Annotated in this window: 13 protein-coding genes and 1 tRNA gene; 6 read left to right on the top strand and 8 right to left on the bottom strand. The window is 72.3% G+C overall.

Annotation, left to right across the window (positions count from 1 at the left end; translation table 11 throughout):
- Window positions 1-147 precede the first annotated feature (147 nt).
- The 3 genes from N555_RS0100685 to N555_RS0100675 are packed head-to-tail and all read left to right on the top strand — an operon-like array spanning window position 148 to window position 2988.
- On the top strand, window positions 148-1383 hold the full coding sequence (locus N555_RS0100685; RefSeq protein ID WP_029429581.1) for a CaiB/BaiF CoA transferase family protein: 1236 nt from the start codon (window positions 148-150) through the stop codon (window positions 1381-1383).
- Entirely contained in the window at window positions 1380-2144 is a 765-nt protein-coding gene (locus N555_RS0100680; protein WP_029429580.1) for a sugar phosphate isomerase/epimerase family protein, read from the top strand. Before N555_RS0100685 ends, N555_RS0100680 begins: the two co-directional genes overlap by 4 nt.
- Before the next feature lie 4 nt (window positions 2145-2148).
- Window positions 2149-2988, top strand: a complete 840-nt coding sequence (locus tag N555_RS0100675; RefSeq protein WP_029429579.1) for an LLM class F420-dependent oxidoreductase — start codon at window positions 2149-2151, stop codon at window positions 2986-2988.
- Here the strand turns inward: N555_RS0100675 and N555_RS0100670 are convergent.
- Both N555_RS0100670 and N555_RS0100665 read right to left on the bottom strand, forming a co-directional pair.
- Window positions 2985-3383 carry a DUF4233 domain-containing protein gene (locus N555_RS0100670; RefSeq protein ID WP_029429578.1) on the bottom strand — a complete coding sequence of 133 codons (399 nt, stop codon included), beginning with the start codon at window positions 3381-3383 and terminating at the stop codon, window positions 2985-2987. The genes N555_RS0100675 and N555_RS0100670 overlap by 4 nt on opposite strands.
- Window positions 3380-4735: a bifunctional folylpolyglutamate synthase/dihydrofolate synthase gene (locus N555_RS0100665; protein ID WP_029429577.1), complete on the bottom strand. Its 1356-nt coding sequence runs from the start codon at window positions 4733-4735 to the stop codon at window positions 3380-3382. The genes N555_RS0100670 and N555_RS0100665 overlap by 4 nt, the downstream gene beginning before the upstream one ends.
- Before the next feature lie 42 nt (window positions 4736-4777).
- Between N555_RS0100665 and valS the strand changes: the two genes are divergently transcribed.
- The gene (valS, locus tag N555_RS0100660) at window positions 4778-7363 is read left to right on the top strand and encodes a valine--tRNA ligase (RefSeq protein ID WP_029429576.1); all 2586 of its coding nucleotides are present in this window, start codon (window positions 4778-4780) and stop codon (window positions 7361-7363) included.
- 63 nt (window positions 7364-7426) lie between these two features.
- Here valS and N555_RS25415 read toward each other — a convergent pair whose 3' ends face one another.
- Complete coding sequence (locus tag N555_RS25415; RefSeq protein WP_051683507.1) at window positions 7427-8353, bottom strand: oxygenase MpaB family protein; 927 nt, start codon at window positions 8351-8353, stop codon at window positions 7427-7429.
- 165 nt (window positions 8354-8518) lie between these two features.
- Between N555_RS25415 and N555_RS0100650 the strand changes: the two genes are divergently transcribed.
- Window positions 8519-9433 (top strand): DUF559 domain-containing protein, encoded by a 915-nt coding sequence (locus N555_RS0100650; RefSeq protein ID WP_029429574.1) that lies wholly within the window; start codon window positions 8519-8521, stop codon window positions 9431-9433.
- A 127-nt stretch (window positions 9434-9560) separates the two neighbouring features.
- On the opposite strand, the gene clpX is transcribed toward N555_RS0100650, so the two are convergent.
- The 5 genes from clpX to N555_RS0100625 form a co-directional block, all read right to left on the bottom strand.
- Entirely contained in the window at window positions 9561-10829 is a 1269-nt protein-coding gene (gene clpX / locus N555_RS0100645; RefSeq protein WP_029429573.1) for an ATP-dependent Clp protease ATP-binding subunit ClpX, read from the bottom strand.
- A gap of 331 nt (window positions 10830-11160) precedes the next feature.
- On the bottom strand, window positions 11161-11796 hold the full coding sequence (locus tag N555_RS0100640; RefSeq protein ID WP_029429572.1) for an ATP-dependent Clp protease proteolytic subunit: 636 nt from the start codon (window positions 11794-11796) through the stop codon (window positions 11161-11163).
- Between the two features lie 20 nt (window positions 11797-11816).
- Entirely contained in the window at window positions 11817-12419 is a 603-nt protein-coding gene (locus N555_RS0100635) for an ATP-dependent Clp protease proteolytic subunit (protein ID WP_255347327.1), read from the bottom strand.
- Between the two features lie 312 nt (window positions 12420-12731).
- Entirely contained in the window at window positions 12732-14213 is a 1482-nt protein-coding gene (gene tig, locus N555_RS0100630; RefSeq protein ID WP_029429570.1) for a trigger factor, read from the bottom strand.
- 108 nt (window positions 14214-14321) lie between these two features.
- Window positions 14322-14395: transfer RNA gene (locus N555_RS0100625), tRNA-Pro, on the bottom strand.
- Window positions 14396-14583: 188 nt separating this feature from the next.
- Between N555_RS0100625 and N555_RS0100620 the strand changes: the two genes are divergently transcribed.
- Window positions 14584-15906 (top strand): class I SAM-dependent methyltransferase, encoded by a 1323-nt coding sequence (locus N555_RS0100620; protein WP_051683505.1) that lies wholly within the window; start codon window positions 14584-14586, stop codon window positions 15904-15906.
- The last annotated feature ends 12 nt before the right edge of the window (window positions 15907-15918 follow it).

Below are 15918 nucleotides of genomic sequence, written 5' to 3'. Positions count from 1 at the left end.
TCCCCTCCGGTGGCGGTGGGCGCAGACAAGCCCTGGTCGGAGGCCGCCGTCAAGGCCTTGTCGTGACCTGCGCCACTCCGATACGTTCGCCGCTGAACCACGGATCGACCGAATGAACATATGTTCATGGAACCGAGGAGCGCCCCGATGAGCCGACCGATGGAGGGCGTCCGGATCGTCGAGCTCGCCCAGTTCACCTTCGTGCCGGCGTCGGGTGCGGTGCTCGCCGACTGGGGCGCCGACGTCATCAAGATCGAGCACGCCGAGACCGGCGACGCCCAGCGTGGGCTGGTCAGCATCCTGGGCCTGGACCAGGGCGTGGCCTCGAAGACCTTCTTCCCGATCATGGAGGGCCCCAACCGGGGCAAGCGCAGCATCGGGCTGGACCTGGAGACCGCCGGCGGACGGCGGGTCTTCGAGGAGCTCATCCGCGGCGCCGACGTCTTCGTCACCAACTTCCGCGAGCCCACCCGCAAGAAGCTCGGCGTCGACGTCGACGACGTCCGCGCCATCAACCCGCAGGTCATCTACATGCGCGGCACCGGCATGGGCCCGAACGGCGACGAGGGGCCCAACGGCGGCTACGACCAGACGGCGTTCTGGGCCCGCTCCGGGCATGCCGACGCGATCACCCCGGCCGGGCTGGACGCGCTGCTGCCGATGCCGACCGGCGCCTACGGGGACAACATCGGCGGCATGACCATCGCCGGCGGCATCGCGGCCGCGCTGTACAAGCGGGCGGCGACCGGCGCGCCGTCGGTCATCGACGTGTCGCTGCTCGGCGTGGGCCTCTGGACGTCGTCGTTCGGCATCAACGCCTCCCTGCTGGCCGGCGCCCCGATGCCCAAGATGGCGCCGATGAAGCACGGCTCGCCCCGCAACCCGCTCTCCGGCGGGGCCTACAAGACCTCCGACGAGCGGTGGATCCAGCTGGGCATGCTGCAGCCGGGCCGGTACTGGCCGGAGATCTGCGAGCGGCTCGGCCGGCCGGAGCTGGTCACCGACGAGCGCTTCGACACCGGCCAGAAGGTCATCGACAACGCCGCGGTCGCCGCGGAGTACGTGGCCGAGATGATCGGCGCGCTGACCCTGGAGGAGTTCCGCGCCCGCATGAAGGGTGCCCAGGGCCAGTGGGCGCTGGTGCAGAACTACCACGAGGCCGGGCTGGACTCCCAGGCCCGCGCCAACGGCTACATCGGCCGCGTCACCGACGTCGACGGCATCGAGCGGGAACTGGTGCTCGCGCCGGTCCAGTTCGACGGCGAGCCGCCGGTCATCGACCGGGCGCCGCAGCACGCCGAGCACACCGACGAGATCCTCCGCGAGCTCGGCATCGACGACGACGAGCTCATCGCGCTGAAGATCGAGGGCGCCGTCACGTGAGGTACGAGCTGGCTCTGACCACCGACTCGCGGTGGACGGCGGACACCGCCGAGCTGGTGGCCGCCGCCGGCCGGGCGGGGTTCGCCGGGATCGGCCTGGGCGCCGACCGCGCCGCCGGGCCCGGGGTCGCCGAGGCGCTGACCGGGGCCGGGGTGCGGTGCACCGAGCTGATGGCGCTCATGGTGTCCCGCAACGCCGAGCGCACCCTGGCCTCGGCCCGGCAGCTGGCCGCTGCGGCCGCCGCGGTGGGGGCGCCCTGGGTGCTGACGGTGCCCGCGACGCCGCCCTCGCCGGAGGCCGCCGAGCTGCTCGGGCGCTGCGCGGACGTCGTCGCCGAGGCCGGCGCGCGGCTGGCGGTCGAGTTCAGCCCGCTGGGCGTGGTCACCTCCATCGACGCCGCCCGGGAGCTGATCGCGGCCGCCGACCCGGGCCGGACGGCGGTCATGATCGACACCTGGCACTTCAGCCGCGGCGACAGCACCTTCGAGCAGCTGGCGACGATCCCGCTGGAGGAGATCGCCTACCTGCAGGTCAACGACGCCCCCGAGCCGGTCAGCGAGGACGGCTTCGACGAGACGATGAACCGCCGGCTCTGGCCCGGCGAGGGCACCTTCGAGCTCGAGCGCTTCGCCGCCACGCTGCGCGACCGCGGCTGGGCGGGCACGGTGAGCGTCGAGGTGCTCAACGCCGACCTCGTGCAGCTGCCCGTCGAGGAGTTCGCGCGGGCCGCCCACGACACGACCGCCCGGTACTGGAGCTGACGACATGGACTTCGGCGTGCACCTCGGCTCGGTCAACCCGGCGCTGTGGGGTGAGGTGGCCGAGGAGGCCGACCGGCTGGGCTTCGAGTCGGTGTGGGTGCCCGAGCACCTCGTCATCCCCGTCGGCGCCCAGGGCAGCCCGCACCACGGCGCCGAGCACCCGCCGATCCCGCCCACCGTGCCGGTGTTCGACGCGATGGGCGTGCTCTGCCACCTGGCCGCCCGCACCGAGCGGATCAGGCTCGGCACGAACGTCTACAACATCGGTCTGCGCCACCCGTTCGTCACCGCGCGGGCGGCCGCCACGGTCGACGTCCTCTCCGGCGGGCGGCTGGCGTTCGGCATCGGCGCCAGCTGGCTGCGGGAGGAGTGGGAGGCCGTCGGGCTGGACTTCGACCGCCGCGGACCGCTCGTCGACGAGGCCATCGACGTGTGCCGGCGACTGTGGAGCGAGGACGTCGTCGAGCACTCCGGCGAGTTCTTCTCCTTCGCCCCGGTCGCCTTCGAGCCCAAGCCGGTCCAGCGGCCGGGTCCCGCGCTGCACATCGGCGGCGACGGCGCGGCGGCCCTGCGGCGGGCGGCGACGGTCGGCACCGGCTGGATGCCGATGAACCACACGCTCGACCAGCTGCCCGCGTCGCTGGCCCGGCTGGGCGAGCTGTGCACCGCGGCCGGCCGGGAAAGCCCGGTCGAGGTCACCCTCAACGGCACCCCGACCACCCCGGCCGAGGTCGAGCCCTACGCCGCCGCGGGCGTCACCCGGCTGATCGTCTCCCCCTGGCGCCGCTCGCGGGAGGCGGTCGACGGGATGCGCCGCTTCGCCGACGAGGTGCTGCAGGCCTAGGTGGGAGACGGATCCTCGCCGTCGTCCCCGGGTGCCACGGGGTCGCCGAACGGCGAGCCGAGCAGTTCCTTGCGCACCTGCAGCAGGTAGAGCCAGATCAGCAGGAAGACGCCGCCGGCGAAGAACATCGCGGTGGTGAGGACGCCGGTCAGGAGCAGCGGCACCTGCAGGACCGTGCCCGCCATCAGCCCCCACGACCGGCGCTGGAGCCCGCCGGCCAGGATCAGCGCCACGGCCAGCACCAGGAGCGCGGTGAGCCAGGAGCCGCTCAGTCCCTCGTCGGTCGGCGCGACGGCGCGGGGGACGAAGAGGACGGCGATGCCCTCCAGCACCAGGATCGCGGCAGCGGCCCCCCGCAGCGCCTTCGCCGCCCGGACCGGATCGGGCGCTGTCACGACCGCCGACCGCCCCCGAGGATCGTGCGCGCCTCGCCCGCGGTGATCACGCTGCCGGTGACGAGCACGCCGGAGCCGCCGAGCGCGTCGTCCGGCCCGGCCTCGGCCAGCTCGATCGCCTCGGTGATCGCCTCGGAGAGCCGCGGGTTCACGCTCACCCGGTCGGCACCGAAGACGTCGACGGCGAGCGCGCCCAGCTCGTCGGCCGGCATCGCCCGCGGCGAGGTGTGCTGGGTGACGACCAGCTCGGCGCAGATGCCCTCGAGCTCGGCGAGCATCCCGGTGACGTCCTTGCCGCGGACGCAGCCGACCACGCCGACCAGGCGGGTGAAGTCGAAGGACTCCCGGATGGCCTCGACGGTGGCGGCCATCCCGGCCGGGTTGTGCGCGGCGTCGACCAGGACGCTGGGCGAGGTGCGCACCCGCTCCAGCCGGCCGGGCGAGCGGACGGCGGCGAACGCGGCGCGCACCGTCTCGACGTCGATCGGGCCGGTCGCCGCGCCGGCCCCGAGGAACGCCTCGACGGCGGCCAGCGCGGTGACGGCGTTCTGCGCCTGGTGCGCGCCGAACAGCGGCAGGTAGACCTCGGGGTACTCCCCGCCCAGGCCCTGCAGCCGCACCTGCTGACCGCCGACGGCGACGGCGCGGCCCAGCACGCCGAACTCGGTGCCCTCACGGGCCACGACCGCCTCGACCTCGACCGCCCGGCGGACCAGGGAGTCCAGCGCCCCGGGCTGCTGGGTGGCGAGGACCGCGACGGAGTCGGCCTTGATGATCCCGGCCTTCTCGGTGGCGATGGTGGCGACGTCGGGACCGAGGTACTCGGCGTGGTCCAGCGCCACCGGCGTCACGACGGCGACCCGGGCGTCGACGACGTTGGTGGCGTCCCACCGCCCGCCCATGCCGACCTCGACCACCGCGACGTCGACCGGGGCGTCGGCGAACAGCGCGTACGCCAGCCCGACCATCACCTCGAAGAACGACAGCGGGTGCTCGCTGCCGGCGTCGACCATCTGGACGTAGGGCGCGATGTCCTCGTAGGTCTCCACGAAGCGCTCGGCGCTGACCGGCTCGCCGTCCAGCACGATCCGGTCGCGCAGCGACTCCAGGTGCGGGCTGGTGAACCGGCCCACGCGCAGCCCGAACCCGCGCAGGAGCTCGTCGACCATCCGCGCCGTCGTCGTCTTGCCGTTGGTGCCGGCGACCTGGATGACGGGGAACGCGCGGTGCGGCGAGCCCAGCAGGTCGACCAGCGCGTTGATCCGGGTGAGCGACGGTTCCAGCCGCGTCTCCGGCCACCGCGCGAGCAGCTCCCTCTCGACCCGGGCCATGTCACCGGTGCTGCTGCTCATCCCGCCCAGGATGCCAGCAGGCGGGTTCCTAGGATGAGGGGCATGACCACCGACACACGCACCCCGGACGCCGCGGCCCCGGGAGTCGGCGGTGGCGTACCCGAGAAGCCGACCCTCGACGGCCTCGAGGAGAAGTGGACCGCCCGCTGGGCCGCCGAGGACACCTACGCCTTCGACCGTTCCGCTGCCCTGGCGGCGCCGCGCGAGCAGATCTACTCGATCGACACGCCGCCGCCGACCGCGAGCGGGTCGCTGCACGTGGGCCACGTCTTCAGCTACACCCACACCGACATCGTCGCCCGCTACCAGCGGATGCTCGGCCGGCACGTCTTCTACCCGATGGGCTGGGACGACAACGGCCTGCCGACCGAGCGGCGGGTGCAGAACTACTACGGCGTCCGCTGCGACCCGGCGCTCCCCTACGACTCCTCGTTCGAGCCGCCGGAGAAGCCCGGCAAGGACCAGCAGCCGATCTCCCGCCGCAACTTCGTCGAGCTGTGCGAGCGGCTGACGGAGGAGGACGAGAAGGCCTTCGAGCAGCTGTGGCGCCGGGTCGGGCTCTCGGTCGACTGGAACATCGTCTACCGGACGATCTCCGAGTCCTCCCGCGCCACCGCGCAGCGGATGTTCCTGCACAACCTCGAGCGCGGTGAGGCCTACGCGCAGGAGGCGCCGACCCTCTGGGACGTCACCTTCCGCACCGCCGTCGCGCAGGCCGAGCTGGAGGACCGTGAGCGTCCGGGTGCCTACCACCGGGTGGCCTTCGCCGGCCCGTCCGGCCCGGTGTTCATCGAGACCACCCGCCCCGAGCTGCTGCCGGCCTGCGTCGCGCTCGTGGCCCACCCCGACGACGAGCGCTACCAGCCGCTGTTCGGTCAGACGGTGCGCACGCCGCTGTTCGACGTCGAGGTGCCGGTGGTCGCCCACCGCCTGGCCGAGCCGGACAAGGGCTCGGGCATCGCGATGATCTGCACCTTCGGCGACCTGAACGACGTCACCTGGTGGCGCGAGCTGCAGCTGCCCACCCGCGCCGTCATCGGCTGGGACGGCCGGTTCGTGGCCGACGCCCCGGCCGGCGTGCCCGCCGAGGTGTATACGGAGCTGGCCGGGAAGACGTCGTTCAGCGCGCAGCAGCGGATCGTGGAGCTGCTGCGGGAGTCCGGCGACCTCGAGGGCGAGCCGCGGGCGATCACCCACCCGGTGAAGTTCTTCGAGAAGGGCGAGCGCCCGCTGGAGATCGTCACCACGCGGCAGTGGTACATCCGCAACGGCGGCCGGGACGCCGCGCTCCGCGACGCTCTCGTGGCCCGCGGCAAGGAGATCCAGTGGGTGCCCGAGCACATGCGGCACCGCTACGAGAACTGGGTCGAGGGCCTCAACGGCGACTGGCTGATCAGCCGCCAGCGGTTCTTCGGTGTGCCGTTCCCGGTCTGGTACCGGCTGGACGAGGCCGGGGAGCCGGTCTTCGACGAGCCGCTGCTGGCCCCCGAGGCCTCGCTTCCGGTGGACCCGTCCTCCGACGTGCCGGAGGGCTTCTCCCCCGAGCAGCGCGGCGTGCCCGGCGGCTTCATCGCCGACCCCGACGTCATGGACACCTGGGCGACGTCGTCGCTGTCGCCCCAGGTCGCGTCCGGCTGGGACACCGATCCGGAGCTGTTCGCCGCGGTCTTCCCGATGGACCAGCGGCCGCAGGCGCACGACATCATCCGCACCTGGCTGTTCTCCACCGTCGTCCGGTCGCACTTCGAGTTCGGCGCGGTGCCGTGGTCGCACGCCACGATCTCCGGGTTCGTCGTCGACCCCGACCGCAAGAAGATGTCGAAGTCGAAGGGCAACGTCGTCACCCCGATCGACGTCCTGGAGCGCTACGGCACCGACGCGGTGCGGTGGCGCGCGGCCGGGGCCCGGCCGGGTGCGGACTCGCCGTTCGACGAGGCGCAGATGAAGGTCGGCCGGCGGCTGGCGATGAAGATCCTCAACGTCGGCAACTTCGTGCTGGGGCTGGGCGCCTCGGCGGGGCTGGCGGCCGAGCAGGTCACCGAGCCGATCGACCGCGGGCTGCTGGCGGGCCTCGCGTCGGTCGTCACCGAGGCGACCGCCGCGCTCGACGCCTACAACTACACCCGCGCGCTCGAGGTCACCGAGGCGTTCTTCTGGTCGTTCTGCGACGACTACGTGGAGCTGGTGAAGACCCGCGCCTACGGCACCGGGGCGGCCGCCGAGTCGGCCCAGGCCACGCTGGCGATCGCCCTCGACGTGCAGCTGCGGCTGTTCGCGCCGGTGCTGCCGTTCGTCACCGAGGAGGTCTGGTCCTGGTGGCAGACCGGCTCAGTGCACCGCGCCGCCTGGCCCGTCGCCGCTGAGCTGCCGACCGGCGGCGACCCGGCGGTGGTGACCGTGGTCGCCGAGGCGCTGGCCGCGGTGCGCAAGGCGAAGTCGGAGGCCAAGCAGTCGATGCGGGCCGACGTCTCGTCCGCGACCGTGACGGCGCCGTCCGCGCAGGTCTCGCTGGTGGAGGCCGGTCGCGACGACCTGGCCTCGGCCGGGCGGATCGCGTCGCTGTCGGTCGTGCCCGGCGACGGTCCGCTCTCCGTGGACGTCGTCCTGGCGCCGGTCGCGTCCGCCTGACCGTCGTACCCGAGTGGCCCAGGACCGGGGCAGTTCTGGGCCACTCAGGTACAGCGGTCGGTGCTAGGCGGACGCCTCGGCCCAGGCCGGGGCGGGACCCATCCCGAGCCGCCACCGTGCCGCCTCCTCCGACGGGCTGTGGCTGCCCAGCGCCAGCCGCAGTGCCCGGAGCTGGAGCCGCGTGACGGCGAGCTGGGCAGCGCCGCCGCGCCCGCGGCCCGGGACCCCCGCGCACCCGGCGATGGTCGGTGACACCACGTACGCCGCGGCGCCGGACAGCCCGCGGTAGACCAGCCGCTCGGGCGCACTGAGACCGGGCGGAGCGGCGAGGAACTCGCGCAGGTGGTCGGGCACCGGCCGCAGCTCGGGGCGGAAGGCGGCGAGCGCCTCGGCGAGCTCGGCCTGGGTGGTCGGCAGATCGGTGGCGCCGAGCTCACGGGCGGCGCGGGCCCACTCCCCCACGTAGGTGTCGGGCCAGCCGCGGCCGAACCGCGCGCCCAGGTCGGTGCCCACGGCCTGCTGCGCGGCGAGGAAGGCGTCGGTGAAGGCGAGGTGCACCCAGCGCAGCAGCGCCGGGTCGGACGCCGAGTAGGGCTTCCCGTCGACGAGGCCCTGGACGCGGACGTGCATGCCGCGGACCCGGGCCGCCTCCCGCTCGGCCAGCTCGGCCGATCCGAAGGTGCTCACCACCAGCCAGCGGGCGGTGCCGGCCAGCCGCTTCCAGGGGTCCTCCCGGTAGGCCGAGTGGCGCTGGACGCCGGCCAGGGCGAGCGGGTGTGCGCCCTGCCCCATGAGTGCCGCCACCCCGCCGACCAGCGTGGACAGGTCGCCGTGCACCCGCCAGACGACACCGTCGGGCTCGAACCAGCCGGGGCCGGTGCCGACGCGGGCGATGTCGCGGACCCACTCCGGCGCGCCGGTCGGGTCACCGGAGACGCGGGCCCGGAAGGTCTCCCGCAGCTGGTCGGGGAGTCGGGTCAGGGCGGGCACACCTCCGAATGTGCCACGCGGCCCGCGGACCGCCCGTCAGCGTTGGCCCTCGGTCGGCCATTCGTGCCAGCCGAGTGACCGACTCAGGGACAACGCTCTGGGCGGTTCTCCACAGATCCGTTCTGCACGCCCTCCCGAGCAGCCCGGCGCAGCACGCTCACCCGCGTGCATGACCTGCTTCGTCTCCTGGGCCCCACGCGGACGACGTCCACCCCTGCGCTGGCAGCCTCCGCCAGCGCGCGCAGCGTCGGCCGGTGGTTGGCCGACGGGACGCTGGTCCGGCTGCACCCCGGCTGGGTGACCGTGCCGGAACTCGCCGAGGACTGGACCGTCCGGGCCCACGCCGCTGCGGGATATTCCGGCGGACCGCTCAGCCATCTCAGCGCGCTCTCGGCACATGGCGTGATCGACTTCGAGGCGACCCGGCTGCACGTCACGGTGCCACCGGGATCCCGTATCCGCACGACCCGCCTGCTCCGCGTGCACCGCACCGTCGTCCCGACGGCAATCGTCCGGGCACGTGGCCTGCCGGTGACCACCCTGCCGCGATCCCTGATCGACGCCTGGGGCCTGGCCCACGCGCGCGCCGCGATACGAGGGACCGTCTCGGTCGTGCGGGGCGCCCTGCTCGGTGCGACGCGCGAGAAGCGGGTCACCGCCGACGCCGTGGCAGCAGAGCTCAGCGCCCGGCCAGGACTCCCGGGCCGGGCCGGACTGATCGAGTTGCTCGGGCTCGTCGACGGCGGGTGTCAGAGCGAGCTCGAGGTCTTCGGGGTCCTGCACGTCCTGGACGTGCCGGGTCTCCCCCGGTTCACACAGCAACATCGCGTCGTCCTGCCGGGCGGCCCGGTCGAGCTGGACGCCGCATGGCCGGAGGTCCGCCTGGCCGTCGAGCTGGACGGCGCGGCCTTCCACGGCAGCCGGAAGGCCCGCGAGGCAGACATCGCCCGGGACGTCGCCCTCGCCGCGCGCGGCTGGCTGGTGCTGCGGTTCAGCTACCACCGGCTGACCAACGACCCGGAGGGGTGCCGCGCCCAGATCGCCGCGGTCTACCGCCAGCGGCTGGGCGTTGGCCCGTGACCGGCCACTTTCGGCGAGAGAGTGGCCGGTGGAGGGACAACGCTCGCCCTGGCACCAGCCAAAAACGCGGACGAGCCCGCCCCCGGGGTCGGGGACGGGCTCGTCGAGGCGCGGGGCAGGAGTCGAGCTAGGCCGACTTCTCGCGGGGGGTGCGGGTGGGCTTGCGGGGCACGATCGTCGGGTTGACGTGCTCCAGCACGACCTCCTTGGTGATCACCACGGTCGCGACGTCGTCGCGGCTGGGGACCTCGTACATCACCGACTGCAGCACCTCCTCCATGATCGCGCGGAGCCCGCGGGCGCCGGTCCCGCGGAGGATGGCCTGGTCGGCGATCGCCTCGAGCGCGTCGTCGGAGAACTCGAGGTCCACCCCGTCGAGCTCGAACAGCCGCCGGTACTGGCGCACCAGGGCGTTCTTCGGCTCGGTGAGGATGTTGATCAGCGCCTCGCGGTCCAGCTTCTGGACGGCGGTGATGACCGGGAGCCGGCCGATGAACTCGGGGATCATCCCGAACTTCAGCAGGTCCTCGGGCATGACCTCGGCGAAGGCGTTGGCCTCGTCGAGGTCCTGCTTGCTGACGATCTCGGCGCCGAAGCCGATGCCCTGCTTGCCGACCCGCTGCTCGATGACCTTCTCCAGGCCGGCGAACGCGCCACCCACGATGAACAGCACGTTGGTGGTGTCGATCTGGATGAACTCCTGGTGCGGGTGCTTGCGCCCGCCCTGCGGGGGCACCGAGGCGGTGGTGCCCTCGAGGATCTTCAGCAGCGCCTGCTGCACGCCCTCACCGGAGACGTCGCGGGTGATCGACGGGTTCTCGCTCTTGCGGGCGATCTTGTCGACCTCGTCGATGTAGATGATCCCGGTCTCGGCGCGCTTGACGTCGTAGTCGGCGGCCTGGATCAGCTTGAGCAGGATGTTCTCGACGTCCTCGCCGACGTAGCCGGCCTCGGTCAGCGCCGTGGCGTCGGCGATCGCGAACGGGACGTTGAGCATCCGCGCGAGCGTCTGGGCCAGGTGGGTCTTGCCGCAGCCCGTGGGGCCCATCAGCAGGATGTTGGACTTGGCCAGCTCGACGGCCTCGTCACGGGTGCCGCCACCGGCCTGCACCCGCTTGTAGTGGTTGTAGACCGCGACGGCGAGGGCGCGCTTCGCCGTCTCCTGGCCGATGACGTACTGGCCGAGGAAGTCGTGGATCTCCTTGGGCTTCGGCAGCTCGTCGAACTTGAGGTCCGACGACTCCGAGAGCTCTTCCTCGATGATCTCGTTGCAGAGATCGATGCACTCGTCGCAGATGTAGACCCCGGGGCCAGCGATGAGCTTCTTGACCTGCTTCTGGCTCTTCCCGCAGAACGAGCACTTGAGCAGGTCACCGCTCTCACCGATTCGTGCCACCTGCTGACCTCCAGATCGGGGAAAAAGGTCCGTCGGTCCGCGGACCCGCTGTCTTGCTGGACTGCCCGTGCTCGACCCCGCTGCCAGTGCTCCGCGAGGTGCTCCTCCCGGCGCTGCCGGCCGGGGATCGGGCGCTGGTCGACGGTACCCGGCGCCCCCGACACCCGGGGCCTTCGACGCACCCGGTGAGCCGGAGCCCGTCGGGTCGTGTCGTCCCACTCGGCACTGGTGACCCCCTGCGCACTGCGCCCCCGGGAGGGGGCCCCTCAGACGGTACGGGCCGAGGCCGCGACACGCGATGCCTTCGACCCGTACCGGCCGGGGGTGGGACTCAGCTCTTGAGCGGGAGCGCGTTGAGCTTGCGGCTCTGGATGACCTCGTCGACGATCCCGTACTCCTTGGCCTGGGCCGCGGTGAGGATCTTGTCCCGGTCGATGTCGGTGCGGACCTGCTCGGTGGTCCGGCCGGTGTGCCGCGCGAGGATCTCCTCCATCTGCGTGCGCACCCGCTCGATCTCCGCCGCGTGGATCTCCAGGTCCGACACCTGACCGCCGGCCTCACCGGAGGGCTGGTGGATGAGGACGCGGGAGTACGGCAGCGCCAGTCGCTTGCCCGGCGTCCCGGCTGCGAGCAGGACGGCGGCAGCGGAGGCGGCCTGGCCCATGCAGACGGTCTGGATGTCGGGGCGGACGAACATCATCGTGTCGTAGATGGCCATCAGCGAGGTGAACGAGCCACCGGGCGAGTTGATGTAGATCGTGATGTCGCGGTCGGGGTCCGTGGACTCCAGCGTGATGAGCTGGGCCATCACGTCGTTGGCCGAGGCGTCGTCGATCTGCACCCCGAGGAAGATGATCCGTTCCTCGAAGAGCTTGTTGTAGGGGTTGCTCTCCTTCATGCCGTAGCTCGTCCGCTCCACGAAGGAGGGGAGGATGTAGCGGCTGGAGGGCAGCTGGAAACCGCTCATGGTCGTCAGGTCCTCGCTGCTCAGTTGTCGGTGACCGGGTTGGCGCTGTCGGTCATGGCGGCCTTGCTGACGACGTGGTCGACGAAGCCGTACTCGAGGGCCTCGGCCGCGGTGAACCAGCGGTCGCGGTCGGAGTCCTTCTCGATCTGCTCGATGCTCTGCCCGGTGTGCTGGGACTGGAGCTCGTTGAGCTCCTTCTTCGTGCGGCGGAACAGGTCGGCCTGGATGGCGATGTCGGCCGCGGTGCCGCCGACGCCCGCCGACGGCTGGTGCATCATGATCCGCGCGTGGGGCAGGGCGTACCGCTTGCCCGCGGTGCCCGCGGTGAGCAGGAACTGCCCCATCGAGGCGGCCAGGCCCATCCCGTAGGTGGCCACGTCGCAGTCGATGAACTGCATCGTGTCGTAGATGGCCATGCCGGCGCTGACCGAGCCGCCGGGCGAGTTGATGTACAGGTGGATGTCGCTCTTGGGGTCCTCCGCCGACAGCAGCAGCATCTGGGCGCAGAGCTGGTTGGCGATCGGGTCGTCGACCTGGCTGCCCAGGAAGATGATCCGCTCGCGCAGGAGGCGCTCGTAGACCGAGTCGTTGAGGTTCATCCCCCCGGTGGCGCCGCGCAGCAGCGGGGCGCTCGCCGAGTTCGAGTGGGTGCTCACGGGTGGTGTGACCTCCGTAGGACAGGTCGGACAGTCGGTCTGGAGTGGATGGTTCGGGGTGGTGCGGGGCCCGGGGGCGCGCCGCCCGGAGGGGTCTCCCCCGGTGCTCGCCTGAGTCCTGTCGACCCTAACGCGCGGTCCGGGGGCAGGAGTCCCGCCGGCCGGGGTGTTCGCCGTGGGCGCAGCGGGCGCCGGCGACGGACGGCCCCAGAAACGGACGACGCCGCCCCTCCCCGGGCACGGGGTGGGACGGCGTCGTCGTCAGGCGCTCGGGGCGCGTCAGGCCTTGGTGACGTCCTCGGTGTCCTCGACCGCTCCCTCGGCGGCCTCGACCGCGGCCGCGTCGGCGACCTCGGCGTCGGGCGCCTCCTCGGCGTCGTCACCGTGGTCGTGGTCGTGGTCACCGTGGTCGTGGTCGTGGTCGTGGTCGGCCTGGACCGTCTTCGGGCGCAGCGCCTCGAGGTCGACGACGTTGCCCGACTCGTCGGTGATCGTCGTCTGCTCGAGCAGCTGGGCGAGGGTCTTGGTGCGGCGGACGTCGGCGACGAACTCGGCGATGTTGCCGCCCTGCTGCAGCTGCTGCGCGTACTGCTCCGGGCTCATCCGGTTGCGCTGGGCCTGGGCCATGATCTGCGCGGACAGGTCGTCGTTGTCGACGGTGACCTCGCGCTCGTCGGCGATCGCGTCGAGGACGAACTGCGTCTTGACCGCCTCCTCGATGTTCTTGCGCTGGTCGGCGTCGTAGGCCTCGCGGTCGGTGACGCCGGACATCTCGAGGTAGGCGTCCCAGTCCATGCCGGCCTTCTGCAGCTCCTGGGCCATGGCGTTGTTGCGCCACTCGACCTCGCGCTCGACGAGGTTCTCCGGGATCGGCACCTCGACGACCTCGAGCAGGTGCTCGACCAGCTTGTCGCGGGCCTGCGCCCCCTGCTGCAGCACCTTGGTGCGCGACAGGCGGGTGCGGACGTCGTCGCGCAGCTCCTCGAGGGTGTCGAACTCGCTCGCGGTGGAGGCGAACTCGTCGTCGAGCTCGGGGAGCTCCTTCTCCTTGACCGAGCGGACGGTCACGGTGACCTCGGCGGTCTTGCCGGCGTCCGGGCCGTTGAGCAGCGCGGTCTCGAAGGCCTTCGACTCGTCGACGGACAGGCCGCGGATCGCGTCGTCCAGGCCCTCCATCAGCTGGCCGGAGCCGACCTCGTAGGACATGCCGCTGGTCGAGCCGTCCTCGAGCTTCTCGCCGTCGAGGGTGGCCTCGAGGTCGATGGAGACGAAGTCGCCGTCCTGGGCCGAGCGCTCGACGGCGTTGAGCATCGCGAAGCGCTCGCGCATGACCGCGATCTGCTGGTCGATGTCCTCGTCGGCGACGGCGACGTCGTCGACGGTGACCGCGAGGGTGCCGAGGTCCGGCAGCTCCAGCTTGGGGGCGACGTCGACCTCGGCGGTGAACTCGAGGACCTCGTTGTCCTCGATCTTGGTCACCTCGACGTCGGGCTGGCCGATGACACGGACCTGGTTCTCGCGGACGACCTCGGAGTAGACCTCGGGGATCGCGTGGTTCACGACCTGCTCGAGGACCGCGGGGCGGCCGACGCGCTGGTCGAGGATGCGGTTGGGCACCTTGCCCGGGCGGAAGCCGGGGATGCGCACCTGGGTGCGGAGCTCCTTGTAGACCTCACCGAAAGCGTGGTCCAGGTCCCCCCAGGGCACCTCGATCGCCATCCGGACCCGCGTGGGGCCCAGTTCCTCGATGGTGCTCTTCACAGCGCAGTGCTCCTCGGATGTCGCAGTCAGGATGGGCGTCGGGCGGGACGGACGACGCCGGTCGACCCCCGAGTCTAGAGACGTCGCGGGCGGTGCCGGATTGCGGTGTCGGGGTGACAGGATTTGAACCTGCGGCCCCCTGCTCCCAAAGCAGGTGCGCTACCAAGCTGCGCCACACCCCGTGGCGGGCCGAGTCTAGGTCCCCGGTCCGCCTCCGTGATCCGGTCGCCGGCCCGACCCACCGGCCCTGCGGCAGCTCTTGCGCGCCTGAGCTGCGGATGTGACCGAGAAAGCACTGTCGGCCGGTGATCATCGGGGCGATGATTGTCCCGCTGCGCAACCACCTCGTCGTCGGATGCAGGAGAGTCGGATGTCGGAGTTGTCCTCGGGCGGCGTCCCGAGCCGGAGCGGCGCGCGGGGTGGCGTCGCCGAACGGTTGGGTGAGGCGCTCTGCCTCGTGCTGGGCACCGACGAGGTGCCGGTGCGGCTGCGCGCCTGGGACGGGTCGGAGGCCGGTCCGGTCGGTGGGCCGGTGGTCGTCGTCCGGTCGCGGCGGGCGCTGCGCCGGCTGGCGTGGGCACCGGGCGAGCTCGGACTGGGCCGCGCGTTCGTGGCCGGCGAGATCGACGTCGAGGGCGACCTGTTCGAGGCGCTGGCCGCGTTCACCGGGCTGACGTCGGCCGGCCGGCCCGAGGGGGCACCGAAGACGCTGGAGGCCCGCGACCGGTTGCGGCTGGCCGGGATCGCGGCGCGGCTGGGCGCCGTGGGCCCGGAGCCGGCTCCGCCGCCGGAGGAGATCGAGATGCGCCGGCGGGGACTCCGGCACTCGAAGAGTCGGGACGCCGCGGCGATCTCGCACCACTACGACGTCGGCAACACCTTCTACCGGCTGGTCCTGGGGCCCTCGATGGTCTACTCCTGCGCGGTCTGGGCCGACCAGGACACCGGGCTCGACGCGGCGCAGGAGGCGAAGCTCGACCTGGTCTGCCGGAAGCTCGGGCTCCGGCCGGGGATGCGGCTGCTGGACATCGGCTGCGGCTGGGGAAGCATGGCGCTGCACGCGGCGCAGGAGTACGGCGTGGACGTCGTCGGCGTGACGCTGTCGATCGAGCAGGCGACGCTGGCGCGCAAGCGGGTCGCCGAGGCCGGGCTGACCGACCGGATCGACATCCGGGTGCAGGACTACCGCGACATCGACGACGGGCCGTTCGACGCGATCAGCTCGATCGGGATGGCCGAGCATGTCGGCCGGCACCAGATGGCCGCCTACACCGCGCGGCTGCACGAGCTGGTGCGCCCCGGTGGGCGGGTGCTCAACCACGCGATCGCCTGGAGCGCCGGCGAGACGACGTGGGACAACGACACCTTCATCAGCCGGTACGTGTTCCCGGACGGCGAGCTGCTGCGGCTCGGGGACACGGTGAGCGCCATCGAGGCGACCGGGCTGGAGGTGCTGGACGTCGAGGCGCTGCGGCAGCACTACGCGCTGACGCTCCGGGCGTGGACGCGGCTGCTCGAGGAGAACTGGTCGGCCGCCGTGAAGGAGACCAGCGAGGGCCGGGCGCGGGTGTGGCGGCTGTACATGGCGGCGTCGGCGCTGTCGTTCGAGGCCGGTGCGCTGGGCGTCAACCAGGTGCTCGCCCAGCGGCGGGGCGGCGAGGCGCCACCGCTCCGCCGGGACGCCTGGACCTGAGCGGTGCACCGG

The organism is Blastococcus sp. URHD0036 (genome assembly GCF_000701365.1).
In the GTDB taxonomy this organism is placed as follows: domain Bacteria; phylum Actinomycetota; class Actinomycetes; order Mycobacteriales; family Geodermatophilaceae; genus Trujillonella.
This window is presented reverse-complemented; position numbering and strand designations above follow the sequence as displayed.

Coding starts and splice junctions, on each gene's coding strand:
- N555_RS0100675 (WP_029429579.1), top strand. CDS start 2,149: ATGGACTTCGGCGTGCACCTCGGCTCGGTCAACCCGGCGCTGTGGGGT.
- valS (WP_029429576.1), top strand. CDS start 4,778: ATGACCACCGACACACGCACCCCGGACGCCGCGGCCCCGGGAGTCGGC.
- N555_RS0100620 (WP_051683505.1), top strand. CDS start 14,584: ATGTCGGAGTTGTCCTCGGGCGGCGTCCCGAGCCGGAGCGGCGCGCGG.
- N555_RS0100685 (WP_029429581.1), top strand. CDS start 148: ATGAGCCGACCGATGGAGGGCGTCCGGATCGTCGAGCTCGCCCAGTTC.
- N555_RS0100665 (WP_029429577.1), bottom strand. CDS start 4,735: ATGAGCAGCAGCACCGGTGACATGGCCCGGGTCGAGAGGGAGCTGCTC.
- N555_RS0100640 (WP_029429572.1), bottom strand. CDS start 11,796: ATGAGCGGTTTCCAGCTGCCCTCCAGCCGCTACATCCTCCCCTCCTTC.